This window comes from Sinorhizobium sp. BJ1 (genome assembly GCF_002531555.1).
GTDB classification, from domain to species: Bacteria; Pseudomonadota; Alphaproteobacteria; order Rhizobiales; family Rhizobiaceae; genus Sinorhizobium; species Sinorhizobium fredii_B.
In genome coordinates this window covers 177,666-198,021 of record NZ_NWTH01000001.1, presented here as the reverse complement: position 1 = coordinate 198,021, position 20,356 = coordinate 177,666, and the positions used below count along the sequence as shown (strand labels likewise).

The 20,356-nt window shown below is 62.6% G+C and carries 21 protein-coding genes; 13 read left to right on the top strand and 8 right to left on the bottom strand.

Translation table 11 applies throughout. The annotated features are described in order from the left end of the window. Positions 1-246: 246 nt before the first annotated feature. The 7 genes from CO676_RS01020 to rsmI form a co-directional block, all read right to left on the bottom strand. The gene (locus CO676_RS01020; RefSeq protein WP_348628049.1) at positions 247-1,134 is read right to left on the bottom strand and encodes an endonuclease; all 888 of its coding nucleotides are present in this window, start codon (positions 1,132-1,134) and stop codon (positions 247-249) included. Next, positions 1,131-2,240 carry a sn-glycerol-3-phosphate import ATP-binding protein UgpC gene (locus CO676_RS01015; RefSeq protein WP_097519363.1) on the bottom strand — a complete coding sequence of 370 codons (1,110 nt, stop codon included), beginning with the start codon at positions 2,238-2,240 and terminating at the stop codon, positions 1,131-1,133. Before CO676_RS01015 ends, CO676_RS01020 begins: the two co-directional genes overlap by 4 nt. A 189-nt stretch (positions 2,241-2,429) precedes the next feature. Further along, complete coding sequence (ugpE, locus tag CO676_RS01010; RefSeq protein WP_097519362.1) at positions 2,430-3,272, bottom strand: sn-glycerol-3-phosphate ABC transporter permease UgpE; 843 nt, start codon at positions 3,270-3,272, stop codon at positions 2,430-2,432. A 10-nt stretch (positions 3,273-3,282) separates the two neighbouring features. Then, positions 3,283-4,170: an ABC transporter permease subunit gene (locus CO676_RS01005; protein ID WP_041414866.1), complete on the bottom strand. Its 888-nt coding sequence runs from the start codon at positions 4,168-4,170 to the stop codon at positions 3,283-3,285. Positions 4,171-4,289: 119 nt separating this feature from the next. Beyond that, positions 4,290-5,588, bottom strand: a complete 1,299-nt coding sequence (locus CO676_RS01000; RefSeq protein WP_097519361.1) for an extracellular solute-binding protein — start codon at positions 5,586-5,588, stop codon at positions 4,290-4,292. Positions 5,589-5,753: 165 nt separating this feature from the next. Further along, positions 5,754-6,122: a YraN family protein gene (locus CO676_RS00995; RefSeq protein WP_097519360.1), complete on the bottom strand. Its 369-nt coding sequence runs from the start codon at positions 6,120-6,122 to the stop codon at positions 5,754-5,756. Further along, positions 6,112-7,041, bottom strand: coding sequence for a 16S rRNA (cytidine(1402)-2'-O)-methyltransferase (gene rsmI / locus CO676_RS00990; protein ID WP_245424235.1), 930 nt, complete (start codon positions 7,039-7,041; stop codon positions 6,112-6,114). Before rsmI ends, CO676_RS00995 begins: the two co-directional genes overlap by 11 nt. A gap of 252 nt (positions 7,042-7,293) precedes the next feature. Here rsmI and dnaN point away from each other — a divergent pair, with 252 nt between their 5' ends. The 7 genes from dnaN to CO676_RS00955 all read left to right on the top strand — a co-directional run bounded on the left by dnaN (position 7,294) and on the right by CO676_RS00955 (position 12,732). Then, a complete protein-coding gene (dnaN, locus tag CO676_RS00985) occupies positions 7,294-8,412 on the top strand; it encodes a DNA polymerase III subunit beta (RefSeq protein ID WP_014766779.1) in 1,119 nt (372 codons plus the stop codon). Between the two features lie 308 nt (positions 8,413-8,720). Next, entirely contained in the window at positions 8,721-9,323 is a 603-nt protein-coding gene (gene pmtA / locus CO676_RS00980; protein WP_014766778.1) for a phospholipid N-methyltransferase PmtA, read from the top strand. Between the two features lie 14 nt (positions 9,324-9,337). After that, entirely contained in the window at positions 9,338-9,919 is a 582-nt protein-coding gene (locus CO676_RS00975) for a histidine phosphatase family protein (RefSeq protein ID WP_097519358.1), read from the top strand. Positions 9,920-9,926: 7 nt separating this feature from the next. Further along, on the top strand, positions 9,927-10,631 hold the full coding sequence (gene pyrF, locus CO676_RS00970; RefSeq protein WP_097519357.1) for an orotidine-5'-phosphate decarboxylase: 705 nt from the start codon (positions 9,927-9,929) through the stop codon (positions 10,629-10,631). Positions 10,632-10,760: 129 nt separating this feature from the next. Continuing rightward, positions 10,761-11,048 (top strand): DUF1330 domain-containing protein, encoded by a 288-nt coding sequence (locus CO676_RS00965; protein WP_097519530.1) that lies wholly within the window; start codon positions 10,761-10,763, stop codon positions 11,046-11,048. Between the two features lie 303 nt (positions 11,049-11,351). Further along, complete coding sequence (locus CO676_RS00960) at positions 11,352-12,332, top strand: complex I NDUFA9 subunit family protein (RefSeq protein ID WP_014766773.1); 981 nt, start codon at positions 11,352-11,354, stop codon at positions 12,330-12,332. A gap of 238 nt (positions 12,333-12,570) precedes the next feature. Next, positions 12,571-12,732: a hypothetical protein gene (locus tag CO676_RS00955; RefSeq protein ID WP_041414863.1), complete on the top strand. Its 162-nt coding sequence runs from the start codon at positions 12,571-12,573 to the stop codon at positions 12,730-12,732. 111 nt (positions 12,733-12,843) lie between these two features. On the opposite strand, the gene CO676_RS00950 is transcribed toward CO676_RS00955, so the two are convergent. Next, complete coding sequence (locus CO676_RS00950; protein WP_014766772.1) at positions 12,844-13,650, bottom strand: undecaprenyl-diphosphate phosphatase; 807 nt, start codon at positions 13,648-13,650, stop codon at positions 12,844-12,846. 156 nt (positions 13,651-13,806) lie between these two features. Between CO676_RS00950 and CO676_RS00945 the strand changes: the two genes are divergently transcribed. The 6 genes from CO676_RS00945 (at position 13,807) to CO676_RS00920 (ending at position 20,330) form a co-directional block, all read left to right on the top strand. After that, positions 13,807-14,499, top strand: a complete 693-nt coding sequence (locus CO676_RS00945) for a glutathione S-transferase family protein (protein ID WP_014766771.1) — start codon at positions 13,807-13,809, stop codon at positions 14,497-14,499. A 10-nt stretch (positions 14,500-14,509) separates the two neighbouring features. Further along, a complete protein-coding gene (gene queG, locus CO676_RS00940) occupies positions 14,510-15,682 on the top strand; it encodes a tRNA epoxyqueuosine(34) reductase QueG (protein WP_097519356.1) in 1,173 nt (390 codons plus the stop codon). Beyond that, positions 15,670-16,545, top strand: coding sequence for an SDR family oxidoreductase (locus CO676_RS00935; protein WP_097519355.1), 876 nt, complete (start codon positions 15,670-15,672; stop codon positions 16,543-16,545). The genes queG and CO676_RS00935 overlap by 13 nt, the downstream gene beginning before the upstream one ends. A 460-nt stretch (positions 16,546-17,005) precedes the next feature. Then, positions 17,006-17,380: a septal ring lytic transglycosylase RlpA family protein gene (locus CO676_RS00930; protein WP_014766768.1), complete on the top strand. Its 375-nt coding sequence runs from the start codon at positions 17,006-17,008 to the stop codon at positions 17,378-17,380. A gap of 132 nt (positions 17,381-17,512) precedes the next feature. Next, positions 17,513-18,802 carry an RsmB/NOP family class I SAM-dependent RNA methyltransferase gene (locus CO676_RS00925; RefSeq protein ID WP_097519354.1) on the top strand — a complete coding sequence of 430 codons (1,290 nt, stop codon included), beginning with the start codon at positions 17,513-17,515 and terminating at the stop codon, positions 18,800-18,802. Positions 18,803-19,055: 253 nt separating this feature from the next. After that, on the top strand, positions 19,056-20,330 hold the full coding sequence (locus CO676_RS00920) for an imelysin family protein (RefSeq protein ID WP_097519353.1): 1,275 nt from the start codon (positions 19,056-19,058) through the stop codon (positions 20,328-20,330). Positions 20,331-20,356: the final 26 nt, after the last annotated feature.

The window sequence follows — 20,356 nt, the reverse complement described above, 5'->3', positions numbered from 1 at the left end:
TGTGAACATCGCTTCGCGGCGAATTATACAGCGATTCAAAGCACTGCGGCGGCCTTGATCGGCTCCGAAGCGACGAGCGAGTCCGCCACGGCGCCCGCAACATGTAGAATGCGTGACGCGCTTAGGCAAGGAGACCGAAGCCTATTCAAAACCCTGGACGACACTGGTGATGAGATCGTGGTCGGAGAGCGGGCGGCCTGACGCATCGAGCGAAGGAATGATGCGGCTTTCGGCGATCGTCAGGCCTCACGTCAGGAACCAGTCGAGCTTCATCGCCCGCTTCGGCCAACGGGTGATGAGGCTCGGGCGTGTCGTCATCTGGTCGTTCGGGCCGCCATGTCGGGTGAAACCGCGCGCGGCGCTGACCGCAAAAAGCCCTTCGGCCTCGAAATCACCGCCCGCATGGTTGCCCGTATTGAGATCGCCGCCGATAAGGATGGGAAGGCCCGGAAAGGCAGCGTCGAGCCTATCAATCAGTTCCTTGACCTGCCGCTCGCGATGGGCGGCGGTCGTCTGACTTTCGAGATGGGTCGAAACGGCGACAAAAGGGCCCGCCTCCGTGTCGATCATCGCGCCGAGAGCGATGCGCTCGCCGAGGCGCGGCTGATCGCCGCCATCCATGAACCAAAGGCGCTCGCCCCAGAGCCTCAGCAGGAAGGGGCGCTGAATTTGAACGGACGCCATCAGCGCGTTTCCGTGGAAGCCCTTCTCGTTGAAGTCGTCCTTGCAGAATTCGCGTTCAGCATCGGATCCGAGGCCCAGTTCAATGTACTCGACGCCATAGGCGTATTGCATCGAGAGCGCCGCCGCGACCTCGGTCGTCGTGTGACGCTGACCGGTACGGGCCATGCCGTTGTCCATTTCGGAAAGCAGCACCAGCGCCGCCCCGGTCGTGCGGAGATGCTCGGCGCTTTCTGCGGGAAAGAGGCAGCGCTCGAGGTTCCAGGCCGCAACGGTGAGGGGAAAGGCGAGCGGTCCACTGGTGTAGGTGCCGCCACCGATCTCGATCGTGTTCATCGCCTCGAGCCTCGCCATGACGGCGTCATGGCCGGCGATGCTGCGTTTCATCCGGGCAAAGCCGTCGCGATCCTCCTGCGAGGGTATAGCGAGCGTCGATACGGTCTCTTCAATCACGATACAGGCTCCAGATTCACGGTTTGCTGGCGGGCCGGCGCGGCAGCTGTGTGGCGATGGAGCCGTGTGCCATTCTCCGCGGAGAAGAAATGCAGCCGCTCCGTCGGTATGGCGATGGCAAGCTGATCGGCGAGCGGCGTTTCCGGCGGCAACGCGGCTGTCAGCGCCTGGTCCTCGACCGTGCCGTGCACCAGGCGCTGCGCCCCGAGTTCCTCGACATAGTCGACCCGGAAGGCCAGTGCCTGTTCGCCGAAGGCTGCCGGACGCAGATCTTCCGCCCGGACCCCGACCGTCACTGGGCCTTCGGACGGCGCCGGATAGCCGAGCTCGATCACATGCGTGCCGATATGCAGCCGGCCACCCTCGAGCGTGCCGTTGACGAGGTTCATCGCCGGCGAGCCGATGAAGCTGGCGACGAAGGTCGAGGCGGGCGCGTGATAGACCTCGAGCGGTCGGCCGATCTGCTCGATTTTGCCGCCATTTAGCACCACCAGCCGATCGGCAAGCGTCATCGCCTCGAGCTGGTCGTGGGTGACATAGAGCGACGTGGTGCCGAGCCGCCTCTGCAGCCGCTTGATCTCGCCGCGCATCGAGACACGCAGTTTCGCATCGAGGTTCGAGAGCGGCTCGTCGAAGAGGAAGGCGGCCGGCTTGCGGACGATCGCCCGGCCCATGGCGACGCGCTGCCGCTGGCCGCCCGAAAGCGCCCTCGGCTTGCGGTCCAGATAGGGCTCGATTTCAAGCATGCGCGCCGCCTCGGCGACGCGCGCTTCGATTTCGGCCTTCGCCGTCTTGCGGTTCTTCAGGCTGTAGGCGAGATTGTCGTAGACGGTCATATGCGGGTAGAGCGCATAATTCTGGAACACCATCGCGATGTCGCGCTCGGCCGGATCGACATCGTTGATCAGCCGCGTTCCGATCGTCACGTTGCCTTTCGATATCGTCTCCAGCCCGGCGACCATGCGCAGCAAGGTCGACTTGCCGCAGCCGGATGGTCCGACGAGCACGATGAATTCGCCGTCCTCGATATCGATAGAGACCGATTTCACGGCCTCGACATTGCCCGAGTAGAATTTCGAAACCTCGACGATATCGATCGCGGCCATTGGCTGCCTCCGTTTGCGGGATTGGGAGTCAGGCGCGGCCTCTAAACCGCGCCGCCCTCTCTTCGTTCCGTTCGCAATCTTCGTTCTGCACATTTCCAGACGGCGAACCGCTGCACACTTCGCCTGGAATGCTTTTTTGCTCTGAGCATTTCCGGACGGCGAACCGCTGCACACTTCGCCTGGAATGCTTTATTTGTCGGTTTCGGTGAGCCCCTTGATGAACCAGCGCTGGAAGATGACGACGATCATCACCGGCGGCAGCATGGCGAGGATCGCCAAGGCAAGGGCTTCGTTGTAGTCGGGAATGTTGGAGCCGACCCAGACGAGCAGGATCTGCTTGATGCCGCGCACCAGAGTGAAGAAGCCTTCGTCGGTCGTCATCAGCGTCGGCCAGAGATACTGGTTCCAGCCATAGACGAACATGATGATGAAGATCGCCGCCATCATGGTGCGCGACAGCGGCACCAGCACGTCGATGAAGAACTTGAAGGGTCCGGCACCGTCGATGCGCGCCGCCTCGAGCAATTCGTCCGGCACCGACTTGAAGAACTGGCGGAAATAAAAGGTACCGGTCGCGGAGGCGAGCAGCGGCACGATGAGTCCCGTATAGGTATTCGTCAGCCGCAGCGTGTTCATCACCTCATAGGAGGGCAGGATGCGCACTTCAAGCGGCAGGAGCAGGGTCGTGAAGATGATCCAGAAGAAGAAGGCCGCCAGCGGAAAGCGGAAATAGACGATCGCGTAGGCCGCCAGCATGGAAAGGACGATCTTGCCGACCGCGAAACCGAGGCCGAGAACCATCGAATTCATCATCATGTTGAACCCGGTGACCTTGCCGGTGAACCCACCCTCGCGGCTCAGTACGGTCTCATAGGTCTCGGCAAAATGGCCGCCCCAGGTCAGGCTGAGGCCGTTGCGGTGGATGTCGGCCGCCTCGTGCGTCGAGGTCATGAAGGCGACCACGACCGGCGCCAACATGATGAAGACGCCGAAAAGCAGGATGACGTGGTCGAAGAACCGGGTGCGATGCATCGGCGTCACCTCAATTATAGTGCACGCGCCGCTCGATGAGGCGGAACTGGAAGACGGTGAGCACGAACACGATGATCATCAGGATGACCGACTGCGCCGAGGAGCCGCCGAGATCGTTGCCGCGGAAGCCGTCCATGTAGACCTTGTAGACAAGCGTGATCGGATTGTTGGCGGCCTTGTCCTTCACCATCACATCGATGATGCCGAAGGTGTCGAAAAGCGCGTAGGTGACGTTGATGATCAGCAGGAAGAAGGCAGTCGGGGCCAGCAGCGGCAGGATGACCGTCCAGAAGCGGCGCAGACCCGAGCGGCAGTCGATCGCCGCCGCCTCGCGGACCGACACCGGGATGCCCTGAAGTCCTGAGAGGAAGAAGATGAAGTTGTAGGGGATCTGCTTCCAGACCGAGACGACGATCATGGCGAAGGCTGTATCGAAATAATCGAGCCCGACCTTGATGTCCCAGCCGAACCACCGGGCGAGTTCGACGATCGGGCCGATGTGCTGGTCGAAGAACATCATGCCGATCAGGCCGGCAACGGGCGGGGCGATCGCATAGACCCAGATGAGCAGCGTCTTATAGGCCGAATTGCCGCGAATGACGCCGTCCGCCTTGACGGCAAGCAAAAGGCCGATCGACAGTGCGAAGAAGGTGACTAGGGCGGTGAAGATCGCGGTGAAACGCGCGATGCCGAGATATTCCGAGGACTTCAGGACGTCGGTGTAATTGCTCATGCCGACGAAGGTCGCGCCGAAGCCGAACGGATCCTCCAAGTAGAAGGACGACTGGATCGCCTGGATCGACGGCCAGTAGAAGAAGACGAAGATGATCGCCAGCTGCGGCGCGAGAAAGAGATAGGGCAGGAAAGGCGACGAGAACTGCACGCGCTTGGCAGCCATTTCGCCCCTGTCCGACTTGCCGCCAAAGAGCCGGAAAGCGCCGAGACGACGTCCTCCAGCCTTCGTTCCTGTTCCTCCCCGCGTCGCGGGGAGGAGATCTGTTCCAATCACCATCGAGATCAGCCGGCCGTCTTGGCGAAACGGGCCAGCAGTTCGTTGCCTTCGTTCTCGATCGTTTCGAGGGCATCCTTCACGGTCGTTTCGCCGGAGAAGATGCGACCGTATTCACGCTCCATGATCTCGCGGATTTGCGGGTAAAAGCCGAGACGGTAACCCTTGGACCATTCGCCGGCCGGCAGCAGGAGCTGCTTGATGCCGACTTCGGCGACCGGCTTTTCCTTGTAGTAGCCGTCCTTCTCGGCGAGCTCGTAGGCTGCCTTGGTGATGGCGACGTAGCCGGTGGACTTGTGGTAGAAGTACTGGATTTCCGGCGAGGTCAGGAACTGGAAGAAGCCGGCCACACACTTGTTTTCCTCGTCCGACTTGCCGGACATGGCAAAGAGTGCGGCGCCGCCGATGAAGGAGTTGGTACCGGCGCCCTTGATCGAGCCCCAATAGGGGAGGAACGTCGCGGAGAACGGCATCTGCGCGGTCTTCTGCAGGCCGCCGAAAGAACCGGAGGAGCCGATCCAAAGCGCTGCCTTGCCTTCTTCGAAGACCTTCTGGTTGTCGTTCCAGCCGGCACCGTAGAAGGCGAAATGGCCCTGGTCCTTCCAGGCCTTCAGCTTCTCGAACATCATTTCGAGATTCGGGTCGGTGACGTTGAGCTTCGTATCGACGACGCTGTCGTAGCCATTGTTGTTGGTGGCGAACTGGACGTTGTTGCGCGAGAAGAAATTCTCGGTGAACTGCCAGGTGAGCTGCGACTGGACGAGCGGGATGAAGCCGGCCCCTTTCAGCTTCGGCGCGATCGCCTCGAACTCTTCCCAGGTCTTCGGCGCCTCGACGCCGGCCTTCTTCAGGGCCTCGTCATTGATGTACATGATCGGCGCCGAGGAATTGAACGGCATGCCGACGAACTTGCCTTCGGCGTCGGCGTAGAAGTAGCGCACGCCGTCGATGAAGGCGTTGCGATCGAAGTTGTAGCCCGCCTTGTTGATCAGGTCTTCGGCCGGAATGACAGCGCCCTTGGCGTTGATGATGGTTGCGGCGCCGGCGTCGAAGACCTGCAGGATGTTCGGCTGTTCGCCGGAGCGGAAGGCGGCGATGCCGGAAGCGAGCGCTTCCTCATAGGTGCCTTTGCTGACGGGCGTCAGCGCGCAAGCGCTCTGGGATGCGTTGAATTTCTGGGCGACTTCGTTGATCACCTCGCCGTTGCGGCCGGCCATGCCGTGCCACCAGGTGATGTTGGTCGCGGCGAACGACGCGGTCGTCGAAAATGCAAGAGCAAGGGCTGCGAGCGAAATTGTTTTGAGCATGTCTGGGTCCCTCTCCACCGTGGTTCCGGTTGGCAGTGGACTAGTGATCTTCAATGACAGGCCGGTAATGCTTTTGTGTCGGAACGATTACAAATTTGCCGAGATCGCTTGGTCGCGGGATGCGGGCGGAAAACCGCGCGCACTTTGCCTCGTTCCGCTCGTCGATCAAAAAGCATTCGGCAGGTGCCGCGGCCAGCGCCAGGGCATAACGGCGACGATGTCGTAGCGGACAGAGAGGCGCTGGAAATCCGCCTGACGCGAGAGCCAGACGTCGCTGGCCGCCCTGATCCGCCGTTGCGCCGTATCGGAGACGGCGAAGACCGCCCCGTCGAAAGTGCCGCGGGCCTTCACTTCGACGCAGGCGATGAGGTCGCCGCGCCGAGCGATGATGTCGATCTCGCCCAGCTTGGTGCGGTAGCGCATGGCGACGATGCGGTAGCCCTTGACGATCAGGCAGAGCGCGGCGCGGTATTCGGCAAGATGGCCGCGCTTCAGCGCCTTCAGCTTGCGGGCATCCGGACGCTCAACCTTCATTGCTGTCCTTGAGACCCAGCAGCCTGTCGTAGAGCTCCTTGCGTGGCAATCCGGTTTGCCGGGCGGCTTCCGTCGCGGCCTTGCCCGTCGGCATGTCGCGGGAAAGTGTTTTCAGGAGCGCGTCCACATCCGCGGCCCCGGGGGCTGGCTTTGCATCGGGCGGTCCGATCACCAGAACGATCTCGCCCTTCACACTTGCGCCTTCGTCGTAAAACGCCTTCAGTTCGCCGAGCGTGCCGCGGCGAAATTCCTCAAAGGTTTTGGTTAGTTCGCGGCAGACCGCCGCCTTCCTCCCTTCGCCGAAAATCTCGGCGGCCGCAGCGACGGTCGCGGCGATGCGGTGCGGCGACTCGAAGAAGAGAAGCGTCGCTGGCACGTGGGCGAATTCCGCCAACCGATCGCGCTTCGCCTTGTCCTTGGTGGGCAGAAAACCGGCAAAGAGGAAGGCATCGCTCGGGAGACCGGATCCGACGAGAGCCGCGAGCGGCGCCGACGCACCGGGAATGGGCACGACCCGATGACCGGCGTCGATCGTGAGCTGCGCCAGGCGATAGCCCGGGTCTGAGACGAGCGGCGTGCCGGCATCGGAGACGAGCGCCACGGATTTCCCCGCGGCAAGCGCCGAAAGCAGCCGCGGCCCGGCCTCGGCCGCGTTGTGTTCATGATAGGCAACCGGCCGATTGACGATGCCGTAGCGGTCGAGCAGCACCCGCGTCACCCGCGTGTCCTCGCAGGCAAGCAGGTCGGCGCCGGCGATCGTCTCCAGCGCCCTCAAGGTGATGTCGGCGAGATTGCCGATCGGCGTCGCCACCAGATAGAGAGCCGGCTCCAGCGGGCGCGCCGGAATGCTTGCATTGTGCAGGCGAAAGCTGCGGTGCCTTTCCTTCCCCGCCGCTTCGGTCGATTGCTGCTTGTCCAACGCCCTGTTCCCGCTTATGCCCGGCTTGCCGGTTCGCGCCCTTTATGAGTGAGCCGCACGCGCAGGGCAAGGCCGCCGGCCCCGGCGGGCGCCTGCATTTGGGAAAAGCCCGCAAAACCGCTTGCGTTCGCGGCGATTTTTCTGCCATTTTGCCCGTCCACATCACTCCGGCCGGCCGGCCGGGACACACGCAGTCTGACGCTGCGGCGGGCGCACCGCCCGTCCGGCAATGGTTGAAAGCGGTAGCATCCCATGCGCATTACTCTTGAGCGGTCCAATCTTTTGAAATCGCTGAACCATGTCCATCGCGTGGTCGAACGGCGCAACACCATCCCCATCCTCTCGAACGTGCTCCTGCGCTCCGATGGCGCCAGCCTCGAAATGAAGGCGACCGACCTCGACCTGGAGATCACCGAGGCAACGCCGGCCCAGGTGGAACAGGCCGGCGCCACGACCGTTCCGGCCCACCTGCTCTATGACATCGTCCGCAAGCTGCCGGACGGTTCCGAGGTGCGGCTCGCCACCAATGCCGAGGGTACGGCAATGACGGTTGCCTCGGGCCGCTCCAAGTTCTCGCTGCAATGCCTGCCGCAATCGGACTTTCCGGACCTCACGGCCGGCAGCTTCTCGCATTCCTTCCGCGTCAAGGCGCCGGACTTGAAGATGCTGATCGACAGGACGCAGTTCGCGATTTCGACGGAGGAAACGCGCTACTACCTCAATGGCATCTTCGTTCACACGGTGGAGGACAAGGGGCAGTTGAAGCTGCGCGCCGTTGCGACCGACGGCCATCGCCTCGCCCGTGCCGACATCGAGGCGCCGTCCGGTTCGGAGGGCATGCCCGGCATCATCGTTCCGCGCAAGACCGTCAGCGAATTGCAGAAGCTGCTCGACAATCCGGACGTGGTCGTGACGGTCGAGGTCTCGGACGCGAAAATCCGCCTGACGATCGGCTCGATCGTCATGACCTCGAAGCTGATCGACGGCACCTTCCCGGACTATCAGCGGGTGATTCCTGCCGGCAACGACAAGGAGCTGCGCGTCGACTGCCAGTCCTTCGCGCAAGCCGTCGACCGCGTCTCGACGATCTCCTCCGAACGCGGCCGAGCCGTCAAGCTCGCCTTGAACGAAGGCCAGATGACGCTGACCGTCAACAACCCGGATTCCGGCAGCGCAACGGAAGAATTGCCGGTCGGTTATGAGAGCGACCCGCTCGAGATCGGTTTCAACGCCAAGTACCTGCTCGACATCACCGCCCAACTTACCGGCAATGAAGCGGTCTTCATGCTGGCGGACCCGGGTTCGCCGACGCTGGTGCGGGACCTCGCGGCGGACGACGCGCTCTACGTGCTGATGCCGATGCGCGTGTAAGACGTCAGCGTCTTGATCAGACGCACAAAGGTCGCTGTCGCACTTTGAATTGGTGCCGTTCTATCCTTAGATCGGCTGCGATCTCGGGAAGCATGCAGCGGAGCGATATCGGACTGAAACCCGCCACGCCCGCGTGGTGGTTTTTTCATAGATCCGACGTCGCCCTCTGTTGATAAAGTGTCGCTTTCAGACGCAGGCCGACTTGTTTTCGCCGCAGATGCGAGCACATTATGCACAGACGCTCACGCGGGCCGCCGATTTGCGGCGACGCGCGTGTTGCCATGGAACAATGAAGTCGAGGGGATTCGATGAGTCTGCGCCTGAAGGTGAAGGAAAAGTTCGGTCAGAAGTTCGACGAAGAGATTCGCTTCTTCAAGGGCTGGATGAGCAACACCCGGGCCGTCGGCGCGATCCTGCCGACATCCGCAGTGACGGCGCGACGCATGGCGAGCGTCGTCAACCCGCGTTCCGGTCTGCCGGTCCTCGAGCTCGGCCCGGGCACAGGCGTGATCACCAAGGCGATCCTGGAGCGCGGCATTTCGCCTGAAAGGCTGATATCGGTCGAATACTCGACCGAATTCTTCAATCAGCTGAAGGAGGATTTCGCTGGCGTGCACTTCATCAACGGCGATGCCTTCGACCTTTCGCGCACGCTCGGCGCGCTGAACGGTCAACAGTTCGACAGCGTCGTCTCCGCCGTACCGCTCCTGAACTTCCCGATGCACCGCCGCGTCGAACTGATCGACGACCTGCTCTCGCGCGTCCCCTTCGGCCGTCCCGTCGTTCAGATCTCCTACGGGCCGATGTCGCCAGTGGTTGCCATGCCGGATCGCTATCGCATCCAGCATTACGATTTCGTCGTGCGCAACATCCCGCCGGCTCAGCTCTGGGTCTATAGCAAGGCCCATTAGACCCCGGACCTGCCGTGTTCGGCGTCTATATCACCCACCCGCAAGTCAAGATCGATCCCGCCGTCCCCGTGCCGGAATGGGGCCTGTCCGATCTCGGGCGGGAACGGGTACGCATGACCTCCGAACAGCCGTGGGTCCGATTGCTCGGCCGCGTCATCTCCAGCGCGGAAAAGAAGGCGATCGAAACGGCGGCAATTCTCGCGGAGGCCGCAGGCGTTCCGGTCGAGACCGACGAGGAGATGGGCGAGAACGACCGCTCCTCGACGGGCTTCCTGCCGCCCGACGACTTCGAGAAAGCAGCGGACCGGTTCTTCGCCCAGCCCGAGGAGAGCCATTTGGGCTGGGAGCGCGCCATCGATGCGCAGGCGCGCATCTCGAAGGCGGTGTTCTCCATCCTCGACCGTCATGATCCGGCGATCCCGATCGCTTTTGTGGGGCATGGCGGCGTCGGCACGCTGCTGAAATGCCGGATGACGGGCGCGGCGATCTCCCGCAGCGCCGACCAGTTGCCGGGCGGCGGCAATCTCTTTGCCTTTCGTCTTGCGGATCGGGCCGTCACATGCGACTGGACGCCGATGGAGATTTGGCAGGGGTGATCTCGACATGAGCACAAGCGCGCGCGACCGGCTGATCGTCGGCCTCGACATTCCTACGATCGCCCAGGCCGAAAAGATCGTCTCGACGCTGGGCGAGGAGGTCGTCTTCTACAAGATCGGCTACCAGCTCGCCTTCGCCGGCGGCCTCGAATTCGCCCGCGATCTCGCCATGAGCGGCAAGAAGGTCTTTCTCGACATGAAACTGCTCGACATCGACAACACGGTGGCGAAGGGCGTCGAGAACATCGTCAGGATGGGCATGTCGATGCTGACGCTGCATGCCTATCCGAAGGCGATGAAGGCGGCCGTCGAAGCGGCGAAGGGATCGGACCTCTGCCTGCTCGGAGTGACGGTGCTGACCTCGATGGACGCGCGGGACGTCATCGATGCGGGTTACGGAACCGATCCACACACACTGGTGCTGCGCCGTGCCGAACAGGCGCGCACCGCCGGCATGGGCGGCATCGTCTGCTCGGCGGAGGAAGCCGCCGCCGTCCGCAACATCATCGGCGCGGAGATGGCGGTGGTGACGCCCGGCATCCGCCCCGCCGGTGCGGAGAAAGGCGACCAGAAGCGGGTGATGACGCCGGCCGAGGCGCTCAGTGCGGGATCGAGCCACCTCGTCGTCGCCCGACCGATCATCAAGGCGGTCGATCCGCTGGCCGCCAGCCGCGCAATCCTCGCCGAGATGGAGAGCACCCTCTCCGGTTGATCCGCCCTGAGGCGGCGCGACCAGCCTTGGCTTTGCCACTTCCTGTCAACCGGTGCGCTTGACCTCGACCCAGAATTGCCGGAAGTAACGATCCCGTCTGTGCTTTTCGAGAACGACGAGGAGTTCGTTATGGCAAAGGGATATTGGATTGCTCGGGTCGATATCAGAGACCCGGAACGCTACAAAGAGTACGTGGCGGCCGCAAAGCCGGCCTTCGAGAAATATGGCGCGACTTTCCTGGCGCGCGGCGGAGAATTCCACCGGTTGGAAGGCGCCGTCCGCGCCCGCAATGTGGTGATCGAATTCCCCTCCCTGCAGGCGGCGATCGACTGCTACAATTCCCCGGAATATCAGATCGCCGCTGCAATCCGCCAGGAGGTTGCCGATGCCGAGATGGTCGTAGTGGAGGGCGTCTGACCTCCCCGTCTGCTTCGAGCGGAGACACGGCGCCGTCCTCCGGGCAAGACCCCCTCCCCAACGCCTCCCCACAAGGGGGAGGGACTAGCCGTGGCACCGCCTCCGCCCCCTCCAACGCTTCCACACGCGGAAGCGGTTTAGGTGACGTGCCCAAGGCGCGGCATCGTGGCCCCTCCCCCTCGTGGCGAGGGGTTGGGGAGGGGTGAACCTGCCGCGAGCATGCGCGGAATGGCCTTCACCTTGCCCGCCGCTTCGGCTATGTAGCAAGCAATTCTTCCAAACGACTTCAGGAGTGCGCTTCCCATGACCTTGTCCAACCTTCCGCCGCTGGTGACGATTTTCGGCGGATCCGGATTTGTCGGCCGTCATGTGGTGCGCGCGCTTGCAAAGCGAGGCTATCGCATTCGCGTCGCGGTGCGCCGGCCGGATCTTGCAGGTCATCTCCAGCCGCTCGGCAGCATGGGCCAGATTTCCTTCGTCCAGGCCAATCTGCGCTATCGCAAGTCGGTCGACCGCGCCGTCGAGGGTGCCGACCACGTGATCAACTGCGTCGGCGTGCTCTTCGAGAGCGGCCGCAACACGTTTGACGCGGTACAGGACTTCGGCGCCCGGGCCGTCGCGGAAGCCGCCCGCGCGGCCGGTGCGACGCTGACGCATATTTCGGCAATCGGCGCCAACACGCAATCCGAGTCGAGCTACGCCCGCACCAAGGGCCGGGCCGAGATCGCCGTCCTCGAAACGGTCCCCGAGGCGGTCATCCTGCGCCCGTCGATCATCTTCGGGCCCGAGGACGACTTCTTCAACAAGTTCGCCAGCATGGCGCGCTTCGCACCCGCGCTGCCGCTGATCGGCGGCGGCCGGACGAAGTTCCAGCCGGTCTATGTGACGGATGTCGCCGAAGCGGTCGCCCGCGCCGTCGACGGGAAACTCACGGGCGGGACGATCTATGAACTCGGCGGCGCGCAGGTCCTGTCGTTCCGCGAATGTCTCGAGATCACGCTGAACACGATCGATCGCAAGCGTTCCTTCGTTTCGATCCCCTTCGGCATCGCATCGCTTCTCGGCAGCGTCGCATCACTCGTGCCGTTCATCGCGCCGCCGATTACCGCCGACCAGGTGGTGTTGCTCAAATCCGACAATGTGGTGTCCGCGGCGGCCGAGGCGGAAGGCCGGACGCTCCCCGGAATCGGCATCGAGCCGACCTTGCTCGAATCGATTCTGCCAACCTATCTGGTGCGTTTCCGCCCGCAGGGGCAGTATACGCGCGGCGGCCGCGCGGCCTGATTGCGCTACCAGCGATGTGGTTTGATTTCAGCCGCCGGTCCCGCCGGCGGCTTTTGCTTGTGGCCATGTTGCAACAGCGTTGCAGTTCTGCCGCAGTCGAAAACGGGAATGGTGTTTACCGCAGATTCAGCATGTCCTGATATTGATCATGACACGCCCGGCGAATAAACACCGCTCGCACCCACGGCGCGGCGAGCGCAGGCGGTGACAACATCATAGCTGAAAGGCATAACTTCCCATGGGCAAGTCGATCGCAATCTTTTTTGCGTCTGCGGCACTGATCATTCTGGCTGGCTCATTCATCGCACCGGGCACTGTGGCGAGCAGCAGCAAGGGCTGCACGCCTGGCTATGGCGTCGATCCGTGCACGACGGCGTCGATCGGGGCATCCGGCTGGTAAGCCGGTCTACTGCCTCGGCTTTGAGGCAGGCATCTTGAGTTATTGGCGGGGGCCAGGGGCCGCATGCGTTTCGCAAGAGACGCATGCGGCTTTATGTTTTGCGGGCTAAGCTTAGCCGAGCAGCCACAGACCGATCAGACCCGCAGTGCCGACCACGATGCGCCAGATCGCGAAGGGCGTGAAGCCGCGGTGCGAGACGAAATCGAGCAGCGAGCGCACGACGAAGATCCCCGCGACGAAGGCGGCGATGAAACCGACGGCGATGACGCTGATGTCGTCGAAGGAGAGCGCGTCACGGTTCTTGTAGAGGTCGAGGGTGAAGGCGCCGACCATGGTCGGCATGGCGAGGAAGAAGGAGAACTCGGCGGCCGAACGCTTGTCGGTTCCCATCAGCAGAGCGCCGGCGATTGTCGCGCCGGAGCGTGACGTCCCCGGAATCATCGCGAGGCACTGGAAGAGCCCGATCTTCAGGGCGAGCGACGGCGGGTAGTCGAACACGTCGGTATAGCGCGGCTTCAAGGGCAGGCGGTCGATCATGTAGAGAATGACACCGCCGACGATCAGTACGACGCAGATCAGCATCGGTGTCTCGAACAGGACCGCCTTGATGAAGCCATGTGCCGCGGCCCCGATCAGCGCAGCCGGCAGGAAGGCGAGCAACACCGACAAGACGAAGCGCCGTGCCTTAACGCTCGTCGGCAGGGCCAAGGCGATCGATAGGAGCTTCTGGAAATAGACGAGCAGGATGGCAAGGATGGCACCGAGCTGGATGAGCACGGCAAAAGTGTTTCCCGGCGACTTGAAGCCGAGGAAGTGCCCGGCGAGGAGTACATGCGCCGTCGACGAGACGGGAATGAACTCCGTCAGCCCTTCGATGAGCCCAAGCACGAGCGCGCTGATGATCGATTGATCGGCCATATATGAACGTTTCCTGATATTCTGGGATTTGGGAGGAGAAAGTCGATTCTCTTGTGTTTGCCACCACAACTACCTATAGCTCGTTGTCGCAAGCCGTGGCCAGTTGCATACGCCGCGACGCCGAGATCCTCGAAAACAGCTGCAATCTGATCATCGATGCCGACACTGTATCATCACCCCATGTCCTCTGCCTCGCGGTTCGTACGCCTTATTCTCTCAGAATATGGCTATCAGACGGAATTGAGCGAGGAACAGCCCTGGGAGAACCGGCGCGACTTCCTGGCGCTCAACCCGGCCGGCACCCTGCCGGTCTATGTGGATGACAGCATGCGGGCGCTTTGCGGCGCGACGATCATCTCGGAATATCTCGACGAGACCAGCGGCATCATGAAGCGCGATCGCCGGCTGCTGGCGGAGGATCCGTTCCAGAGGGCCGAGATCCGCCGGCTCACCGAATGGTTCCTGCAGAAGATGGAAGCCGACGTGACGCGGCCGCTGGTGCGCGAGCGCATCTTCAAGCTGCAGATGACACCCGACCAAGGCGGCGGCGCGCCGGATTCGAAGGTTCTCCGAACCTCGCGCAACAATATCCGTCAGCACATGAAGTATCTCTCCTGGCTCGCCGGCTCGCGCCCCTGGCTTGCCGGCGACCGAATCTCCTATGCCGATCTCGCGGCGGCCGCGGCGACCTCGGTGCTCGACTATCTCGGCGAAATAGACTGGTCCGACGCGCCATCCGCCAAGGAATGGTACCAGCGGCTGAAATCCCGGCCGTCCTTCCGTCCGCTGCTTGCCGAGCGGGTGCGCGGCGTAACCCCCGTCTCCCATTATGCGGATCTCGATTTCTAAGGACGCGACGATGCCTGGCGACGCTGCAAAGGCGGAGAACCAGGACAGGAAACGACGGACGCTCACCGCTTTCCTGAAGGAGGAAGCCGCGGCCAAGGGCTTCGATCTCTGTCGCATCACGCGGCCGGACGCGATTCCCGATGCGCCGGACCGGCTCCGGCAGTTCCTTGACGAGGGCTGTCACGGGACGATGGAATGGATGTCGGAGACGGCGGAACGGCGCTCCGATCCTCGCGTGCTGTGGAGCGAAGTCCGCTCGATCGTCCTGTTCGGGATGAATTACGGCCCCGACACCGATCCGCTCGCGATCCTCGCCAAGCAGGACCGGGGCGCAATTTCGGTCTACGCTCAGAACCGCGACTATCACGACGTCGTCAAGGGGCGGCTGAAGGAGATCGCCACGCGCTTTGCTGCTCGAGCCGGCGAGGATGTGAAGGTCTTCGTCGACACCGCACCCGTCATGGAGAAGCCGCTCGCGGAAAAAGCCGGCATCGGCTGGCAGGGCAAGCACACCAATCTCGTCAGCCGCGACTTCGGCTCGTGGCTCTTTCTCGGCAGCCTGTTCACCACCGCCGATCTCGACCCTGACGCGCCGGAACGCGACCATTGCGGCTCCTGCCGGGCCTGCCTCGACGTCTGTCCGACCGGCGCCTTTCCGGCGCCCTATCGCATCGATGCGCGACGCTGCATCTCCTATCTGACGATCGAGCACAAGGGGCCGATCGACCCTGAATTGCGCCCGCTGATCGGCAACCGCATCTATGGCTGCGACGATTGCCTTGCCGTCTGCCCTTGGAACAAGTTTGCGCGCTCCGCCTCCGAGATGAACCTTAAAGCGCGGGAAGACCTCCAGGAACCGGAACTCGCCGACCTGCTGACGCTCGACGACATCGCCTTCCGCAGCTTGTTTTCTGGCTCTCCGGTGAAACGCATCGGACGCGACCGCTTTGTCAGAAATGTCTTGATCGCCGCCGGCAATTCCGGTGAAGAGAGGTTCGTACACGCCTGCAAGGCGCTGGCGCGTGACGTCTCGCCGACCGTCAGGGCGATGGCCGTCTGGGCACTTTCGCGGCTGCTGGCAGCGGACGACCTCGCCGCCTTTGCCCGGGAGTGCGGGCGGGAAACCGACGATGAGGTGCTTTCGGAATGGGAAATGGCAGGAGTGAGCCGATGCATGTCCTGATACTTGGCGCCGGCTATTCCGGCACGGCCATCGCCCAGGCGCTTGCGCCCGCCGCGCAATCGGTGACGGGAACCACCCGTTCGCCGGACAAGCTGCGGGCGCTCGAGGCGGCCGGAATCGAGCCTCTGCTGTTCGACGGAACGACGATTTCCGCGGAACTCGCCGCCGCGATGGGCAAGGCGACCCACCTCATCCAATCCATTGCGCCCGGCCACGAAGGCGACCCGATGTTTCGCGCCGGCACGCCGCCGCTTACAGACCTGCTGCCGAAGCTTGAATGGGTGGGCTATCTTTCAACGGTCGGCGTCTATGGCGATCATGGCGGCGGCTGGGTTACCGAAGAGACGCCGATCAAGCCGGTGTCGCAACGCTCGAAGGAACGGGTCGAGGCGGAAAACGCCTGGCTGGACCATGGCGCCAGGCAGGGAATTCCGGTTGCAGTGCTTCGCCTTGCCGGCATCTACGGGCCGGGCCGCAATGCCTTCCGCAATCTCGCCGAAAGCACGGCGCGGCGCGTCGTGAAGGCGAACCAGGTCTTCAATCGCATCCGCGTCGAGGATATCGGCTCGGCCGCCGCTTTCCTCGCCAGCCGCGGCATGGGCGGGGTTTTCAACGTTACCGACGACGAGCCAGGACCGCCGCAGGACGTGGTGGCCGAGGCCGCCCGGCTGATGGGCGTCGAGCCGCCGCCGGAGATTCCGTTCGAAGCCGCCGACATGTCGCCGATGGCGCGCTCCTTCTACGGGGAGAACAAGCGCGTCTCCAATCAGCGGCTGCGCCAGGCCGGCTTCGATTTCGCCTTCCCGAATTATCGCGTTTCGCTTGCACAGCTATGGACGAGCGGCATCTGGCGCGGCGAATAGTTTACTTCGGCAATACTTTGATCAGAATATCTGCTCACCACCGAAAGCATGTGGTGAGATCATCCGAAAGTAATAGATTCGGGCCACTCATCTTGACTACCTCATACCGCCACATTTCAACTTATACTTCGCCGTTCCGCACAACCTTAGCGATAGTTCGGAATTCTAATGATGAAAGTTCGTGGAAATTCACGCGAATCGAAAATTTAAATGTTTTTTTACGTCGGCTTGGCAGCTGCGTGGAACCAAAGCTCGCAAAACGCGTTTAGGCGCTGTTTTTAAAGAATTTCTTTGAGCATTTTAAAACAATTAAACCGGCATTCAATTTTAAATTAGGAGCGCTTTTTAATAAATTCTAATCAAAGGTTAAAGGTTGAAGCACGCTTTTGCCACTTTTCGCCGTAATTAGCTCGAACTGCAAAGGGAACTAGTCGAACATTCAATCCGAAGGGATCCTCGCTTGAAACCCGCGAAAATCAAGACTGCTGCCGCCGCAGCGCTATTCACCGTCGGGATGGGTTTGGTCTCAGCATCCGACACTCAGGCAAAAGGGACGGGTTGCGGTGGCGCCTCCTGGTATGCCCTCACCTCGAAAACCGCCTCCGGCGAGCGCATGAATGCCGCGCGCCTGACGGCCGCGCACCGGAGCCTGAAATTCGGCACCAAGGTCCAGGTCACCAACAAGCGAAACGGCAAGACCGTCGTCGTCCGGATCAACGACCGCGGTCCTTTCATTCGCGGTCGGGTCATCGATCTTTCCAAAGCGGCTGCCTCGCAGATCGGCATGATCCGCTCCGGCACCGCCAGCATCTGCTATCAAGTCGTCAATTCCTGATCGGCCATCCGTCCCCCGACTTCGGGGTGGACGGATCTGCTCCGCCAGACTTCGCCCCCGCATATAATGCGACCGCTCACTTGCTCTTCGATGCCATCGCCGCTACCACGGCGAAAAAGGAGTTGATCGAAGATGCGATTGGGCGGACGGCTCTCGGGAGCCATTGACGTTCTTGACGATATCGAAAAGCGGAAGCGCCCCGTCGCCGACGCGCTCAAGGACTGGGGCCTCTCGCATCGTTTCGCCGGATCGGGCGATCGCGCCGCCATCGGCAACATCGTCTACGATGCGCTCCGGATGAAGCTTTCCCACGCCTATCTGATGGACAGCGACAGCGCCACCGCCCTTGCCCATGCGGTCATGTACCGCCAATGGGGCTTCGGGGTCGATAGGCTCACGGCGGAACTCGCCGACGACAAGTTTGCCCCGGAAGCGCCTTCGACGGAAATGATGAAGGCGTTCGGCGAGCGCCGCATCGACGACGCGCCGCTGCATGTGCAGGGCGACATCCCCGAATGGACGCAGGCGTCCTTCCAGGAAAACTTCTCCGACGACTGGCTCGATGAAGCCAGGGCACTGGCTGGCCGCCCGACCCTCGACCTGCGCGTCAACACGCTGAAGGCAAGCCGCGACAAGGTGCTGAAATCCTTGGATCGCAGCGGCGCCGAGCCTGCGGCGATCGCCCGCTATGGCGTGCGCATTCCCGCCGGCGAAGGCGCCTCGCGCCTGCCGAACGTGACCGCCGAGGTCTCGTTCCAGAAGGGCTGGTTCGAGGTTCAGGACGAAGGTTCGCAGATCGTCGCCGACCTGGTCTTCCCGCGGGAGGGCGAGCAGGTGCTCGACTATTGCGCCGGCGGCGGCGGCAAGACGCTCGCTATCTCCGCCGCCATGAACAACAAGGGCCAGGTGCATGCCTACGACACCGACCGCAAGCGGCTAGCACCGATCATCGAGCGACTGAAGCGCGCCGGCACCCGCAATGTGCAGGTGCACGAGTCGGCGGATTCGCTCGCACCGCTGGTCGGCCGCTGCGATCGAGTGCTTGTCGATGCACCCTGCACCGGGACGGGAACGTGGCGGCGCCGGCCCGACACGAAGTGGCGCCTGACCCAGAAGAACCTCGAGGAGCGGCTCGCGCCGCAGGAGGAGGCGCTTGCCGGTGCCGCCCAATTCGTCCGCCCCGGCGGCTACTTGATCTACGTGACCTGTTCCGTGCTGCCGGAGGAGAACGAAGCGCAGGTCTACGGTTTCTGCGAGGACAATCCGGAGTTCGAGATCCTCTCGGCAGCCGACACATGGGCGACACTGTTCGGCACCGAAAAGCCGCAGCCCTGGTCCGCCGATATGAAGACCGTCACCCTGACGCCTGGCTCGACCGGAACCGACGGGTTCTTCTTCTGCCTGATGGGCAGGAAAGGGTAGCAGGCCGGGTGCATGTCGCCCAAAGGTGTGCAGCGGTTTTGCGACAACGGCATGCACAAACAAATACCTAATGCGCATTGTATGGATACCATGAATGCCACGCTTTAGCTCCTGCAAGGGGAAGTCGCAAATTTGAAAGTGTTCTAAACTATACGCTTTGACACCAGTTTGCTTTTGGTTCATGAGAAATGGCGCTTTACCGGCCTCGAGCCGCTTCGCTCGGCCGGCCTGCGAGACGCCAAAGGAGAGGGTCATGACCAAGAATTTCATCCGCGCGGCCGCACTGGTGACGGCAACGTCGGCATTGGCGTTGCAGCCGGCGAATGCGGCGACTGACGCTGCCGCCGTCGTCAAGCATTATGCCGCCGTGGCGCACGCCAAATATGAGGACGCGCTGACAACGGCCGAGGCGCTCGACAAGGCGGTCGATGCGCTGATCGCAAGCCCCAGCGAGGCGACGTTGAAGGCGGCGCGCGAGGCTTGGCTCAGGGCCCGCAACCCCTATCAGGAGACGGAGGTCTACCGCTTCGGCAATTCGATCGTCGATGACTGGGAAGGCAAGGTGAACGCTTGGCCGCTGGACGAAGGCCTGATCGACTATGTCGATGCGAGCTACGGCACGGAGAGCGACGAGAACGCTCTCTTCACCGCCAACGTCATCGCCAACAAGACGATTAAGATCGACGGCAAGGACGTCGACGCGACGAATATCACGCCGGAATTCCTGGCCGGCACGCTGCAGGAAGCCGGCGGCATCGAGGCGAATGTCGCGACAGGATACCACGCCATCGAATTCCTCTTCTGGGGCCAGGATCTGAACGGCACCGGCCCGGGCGCCGGCAAGCGTGCCTATACCGATTTCGACACGAAGGCCTGCACGAACGGCAATTGCGACCGCCGCGCCGCCTATCTCAAGGCGGCGGCGAGCCTGCTCGTCTCCGACCTCAAGGAAATGGTCGGCAACTGGGCACCGGAAGGTGCCGCGGCCAAGGCGGTGGAGGGAGACCCCAAGGCCGGCCTCGCGGCGATCCTCACAGGCATGGGCTCGCTCTCCTATGGTGAACTTGCCGGCGAGCGCATGAAGCTCGGCCTGTTGCTGCACGATCCGGAAGAGGAGCACGATTGCTTCTCGGACAACACACACAACTCGCATCTGCATGACGCGATCGGCGTCCAGTCGGCCTATACCGGGGAATACACCCGGGTCGACGGCACGAAGCTCACCGGCCCTTCGCTTTCCGAACTCGTTGCCGCCAAGGACGCCGCCCTCGACAAGGAGTTGACGGCCAATCTCGCGACAACGGTCGAGAAGATGCAGGCGATGGCCAAGCGCGCCGAAACCGGCGAAGCCTACGACCAGATGATCGCGGAAGGCAATGCGGAAGGCAACGAAACCGTTCAGGCCGCCATCGACGGGCTGATCGCCCAGGCCAAGACCGTCGAACGCGTCATCGCGGCGCTCGACCTCGGCACGATCGAGCTTGAAGGTTCGGACAGCCTGGATAATCCTAACGCAGTTTTCCAATAAGCCGAGAAAGGCGGGCCGCTCCGACA

Bases quoted from the DNA above. Each gene is read 5' to 3' on its own strand.
- CO676_RS01015 (WP_097519363.1), bottom strand. From the start codon at position 2,240: ATGGCCGCGATCGATATCGTCGAGGTTTCGAAATTCTACTCGGGCAAT.
- ugpE (WP_097519362.1), bottom strand. From the start codon at position 3,272: ATGCATCGCACCCGGTTCTTCGACCACGTCATCCTGCTTTTCGGCGTC.
- CO676_RS01005 (WP_041414866.1), bottom strand. From the start codon at position 4,170: ATGGCTGCCAAGCGCGTGCAGTTCTCGTCGCCTTTCCTGCCCTATCTC.
- CO676_RS01000 (WP_097519361.1), bottom strand. From the start codon at position 5,588: ATGCTCAAAACAATTTCGCTCGCAGCCCTTGCTCTTGCATTTTCGACG.
- CO676_RS00995 (WP_097519360.1), bottom strand. From the start codon at position 6,122: ATGAAGGTTGAGCGTCCGGATGCCCGCAAGCTGAAGGCGCTGAAGCGC.
- dnaN (WP_014766779.1), top strand. From the start codon at position 7,294: ATGCGCATTACTCTTGAGCGGTCCAATCTTTTGAAATCGCTGAACCAT.
- pmtA (WP_014766778.1), top strand. From the start codon at position 8,721: ATGAGTCTGCGCCTGAAGGTGAAGGAAAAGTTCGGTCAGAAGTTCGAC.
- pyrF (WP_097519357.1), top strand. From the start codon at position 9,927: ATGAGCACAAGCGCGCGCGACCGGCTGATCGTCGGCCTCGACATTCCT.
- CO676_RS00965 (WP_097519530.1), top strand. From the start codon at position 10,761: ATGGCAAAGGGATATTGGATTGCTCGGGTCGATATCAGAGACCCGGAA.
- CO676_RS00960 (WP_014766773.1), top strand. From the start codon at position 11,352: ATGACCTTGTCCAACCTTCCGCCGCTGGTGACGATTTTCGGCGGATCC.
- CO676_RS00955 (WP_041414863.1), top strand. From the start codon at position 12,571: ATGGGCAAGTCGATCGCAATCTTTTTTGCGTCTGCGGCACTGATCATT.
- CO676_RS00950 (WP_014766772.1), bottom strand. From the start codon at position 13,650: ATGGCCGATCAATCGATCATCAGCGCGCTCGTGCTTGGGCTCATCGAA.
- CO676_RS00945 (WP_014766771.1), top strand. From the start codon at position 13,807: ATGCCGACACTGTATCATCACCCCATGTCCTCTGCCTCGCGGTTCGTA.
- queG (WP_097519356.1), top strand. From the start codon at position 14,510: ATGCCTGGCGACGCTGCAAAGGCGGAGAACCAGGACAGGAAACGACGG.
- CO676_RS00935 (WP_097519355.1), top strand. From the start codon at position 15,670: ATGCATGTCCTGATACTTGGCGCCGGCTATTCCGGCACGGCCATCGCC.
- CO676_RS00925 (WP_097519354.1), top strand. From the start codon at position 17,513: ATGCGATTGGGCGGACGGCTCTCGGGAGCCATTGACGTTCTTGACGAT.
- CO676_RS00920 (WP_097519353.1), top strand. From the start codon at position 19,056: ATGACCAAGAATTTCATCCGCGCGGCCGCACTGGTGACGGCAACGTCG.